At 69.4% G+C, this 3,284-nt stretch carries 1 protein-coding gene; it reads right to left on the minus strand.

Annotated elements, in window-relative coordinates; all coding sequences use genetic code 11:
• Positions 1 to 2,575 (minus strand): TonB-dependent receptor (locus VFZ20_RS20585; protein ID WP_329685821.1); only part of this gene is annotated, 2,575 nt, incomplete at its 3' end.
• Between the last annotated feature and the right edge of the window lie 709 nt (positions 2,576 to 3,284).

Here is a 3,284-nt window from a genome sequence, read left to right on the forward strand (position 1 = left end):
ACACCCACGCCTTGAACTCGGTGGTGCTGCTGTTGGGCAGCAGGCCCAGCGAGTTGAGCGCCTCGTTGGGGTTCACGAACTGCCCGGGGCCGTAGTCGCCGTTCTCGCCGTAGCCGCTGACGTTGTCGAGGTTGCCGTGCAGCCGCGACCACACGGCGCTCAGCACGCCGCCAAAGCGCGGATAGCCGAACCGCACCACGCCCTGCACCTGGTTCAGCGTGCGCTGGGCGCCCTCGGGGTTGGTGATGACGTAGTCCGGGTTCCAGGTGAGGTTGAACCGGTCCTGCACCCGCATCCCCGGCGGGATGGGGCCGCAGTTGCACCCCGCCGCCAGGTCCGACAGGTACTGGATGAGCACGCCGTTGGGGACGTACACCCGGTCCAGGGCAAAGCCGCGGCCCTGGTAGAACACGGGGTCGCCCGTGCGCACGTCGACGGGGCGGATGTTCTCGAACGCCGTGTAGTTGGTGGCGGCGTTGCGGTCCACCAGGGCCACCATGTTCTCGTTGCGGCGATGGACGTAGACAAGCTCCGCCTTCCAGTGCGCGTTCAGCTGCTTCTCGGCGCCCAGCACCAGCTCGTCCACGTACGGCTGGCGGTAGTCGGGGTCCACGGGGCCCGTCTGGTTCAGCCGCACGGACTCCAGCAGCTGAAACAGTCCCGTCTGCGCCAGCTCGTCGCGCTCCGTGACCGTGTACGTCTGCGACGCGTCCGTCACCCGCGCCTGGTGGTACCACGTCTCGCGGTCGCTGAAGACGTTGCCGCCCGCCACGCGCTCGTAGAACTGCGCGAACATGCTCTGGTGATACCGCCCCGCGTGCGCGCGCACGACGAAGTCGTTGGTCCCGGAGACGTCCCAGGTGAGGCCCAGGCGAAAGTCCGGCGCGGCGTCGTTCATGGCGCGAAAGCGCGGCCCCACGTCGCCCGCGGGGGTGATGTAGCCCGTCCACCAGCCGTAGCGGATGCCCGGCGCGATCGTGAACCGGCCGATCTCGATGTTGTCCTGCAGGTAGACGGCGGCGTTGCGCACGTCCGCGTTCAGGTCGATCTCGCCGCCCCATTCCGTCGGCACGACGCCGCCCCATCCGTCCGCCGAGTCGGGGTTGAAGCGGCGGTAGTTGCGGCCGAACGAAGGGCGCCAGGTCATGGACCCGTTGCGCAGCCGCTGGTCGATCCAGCTCCCTTCCGTGTACTCGCCGCCCGTCTTGAGCGCGTGCCGCATTCCGCCCGTCTCGACCGCCCAGCTCAGCGAGCCCGTCAGCGTGAGGGACTCGGGCGAGCGGCGGTAGCGGAACGGCGCGTTGAAGAAGGTGGGCTGGTACGGGTTCAGGCCGTAGAGGACCACGCCCGGCTGGTCCGGCCCGGCGTACGGCGTGCGGCGCTCGTCGCTGGAGTACGACGCGGCGGACAGGTGAAAGGCCCGCCCCTCGCCCAGCACGCGGTCGTACGTGCCGTTGAGGAACTGCGTGGGGCTCTCCATCCGCGTCAGCGGCTCCGTCTCGTAGCCGGCCGAGCCCCAGGCGTCCGCCTCGGCGTTCAGGTATCCGCCGGAGACCACCAGCTGGTCGCGCGTGGTGGGCTGCCAGGACAGCTTGCCAAAGAACTTCTGCTCCGTCCACTGCAGGGGAAACGGGGCGAACTGCCCCTCGCGCGTGATCAGGTTGTTGGGCACCTGGTCCTCGCGGGTGACGTACTGCCCGCCCAGGTAGTAGAACAGGTGGTTGCGGACGAGCGGACCGCGGATCTCGCCGTCCAGGTCGTAGCGCTGCCGCAGCTCCGGCGTCACGTCGTACTTCTGCAGGTTGCTGCTGCTGAGCGCGTCGGGCGTGGCGCGGACGCGGAATTCCGCGCCAAAGTCGTTGCTGCCGCTCTTGGTCACCAGGTTCACCAGGCCGCCCTGGAAGTTGCCGTACTCCGCCGGCGCGCCCAGGCCCCGCACCTCCACGGCCTCCAGCCACTGCAGGCTGGGCTGCACCAGGTCGCCGCCCACGCCGGGGTGGTTGGCGGCCAAGCCGTCGATCTGGTACTGGTTGGCCTGCTCCGTCGCCCCGCCGAACACCTGCTCGCCCCGCGCGCCGGGCGTGAGCGCCACGATCTCCGCCGGGTCCGCGCCCAGGGGGAGCAGGTCGATGGCCGTGGCGCTCACCCGCGTGTCGAAGCCGGCCTGCGTGCGGTCCACCGTGATGGGGTTGTCGGCCAGCACCGTCACCGTGTCGATGACGAGCGGGCGCGCCTCCATGGCCCAGTCCTGCGTGAGCGTCTCGCCGGGCGCGATGAGCACGATGCCGCTCACGTTGTTGTAGCCGCCGCGCCGGATGGTGACGCGGTAGCGGCCCACGGGCAGGCCCGTGATGCGGTACGCGCCGCTGGCGTCCGTCCGCGTGCCGCGGCGCAGGTCGCCGGGCGTCATGTTGGCGTCCACGCCGGCGGACACGACGGGCGCGCCCGTGGCGGCGTCCAGGACGCGGCCCTGCAGCGTGCCGGGCTGCGCGCGCAGGGGCACGGCGCCCGCGAGCAGCGCCAGGAGCGCCGCGGCCAGGGGAAGGGGGATGCGCCAACGAGGTGAAGTGCTCATGCGGGTCGGGGTCCGGTGGGGGGAGGGGGACGGACGATCCGGATCGGCTCATCCGCGCGCGGGACACCTGGACTACGACGTCGAAACGCGCGGTTCGGGGAAAATCTGACAACGCGTCCCGCCGAAAAATCCAGCGCCCACCGGCAGAAACGCTTGACCCGTCTGCTGGAAATTTCGCATGCGATTGCGATCCGCCATCGCGTTACGGCCGGATCGTCTGTCTCGCAGCGTGGGATTTCTGATGCGGGGGAAAGAAGCAGATGCCGGGTGGAAGGGACGCGCCTCCTGTTTTCCGCCGGTGCGTGCGGATGGATGCGGATAGGGATTGGAGCGGTTTGGGCGGGCAGATTCGTACTATCTGCCGCCTGCCCGTGCTGTCATCCTGAGTCATTCGGCGCTGCGCGCACCCTACGGGATGGAAAGCCACCGCAGTTCAACCTCCCCCAGGGGTTATTGGGGGAGGTGCGAGCCTATGCGAGCGGAGGGGGCGCTCGCGTGAGGCCTGCTACACGCCAGAACCAGCCCTCTCTTTCCATCCAGAGGGTGTTGCCAAACCTGGCTTCAGAGGCCCCCAGCGAGCGTCATCCTGAGGAGCCGCCGCGTAAAACCTGATTCGCGCGGACTCCCCGGCGGCGACGAAGGATCTTGCCCGCAAAGCGACAAGTCGGCTCCGTGCACCAGAGCCGGCTTGTCGCTTCGCACACAAGAT

Origin of the sequence: Longimicrobium sp. (assembly GCF_036280135.1) — a bacterium.
GTDB lineage: Bacteria > Gemmatimonadota > Gemmatimonadetes > Longimicrobiales > Longimicrobiaceae > Longimicrobium.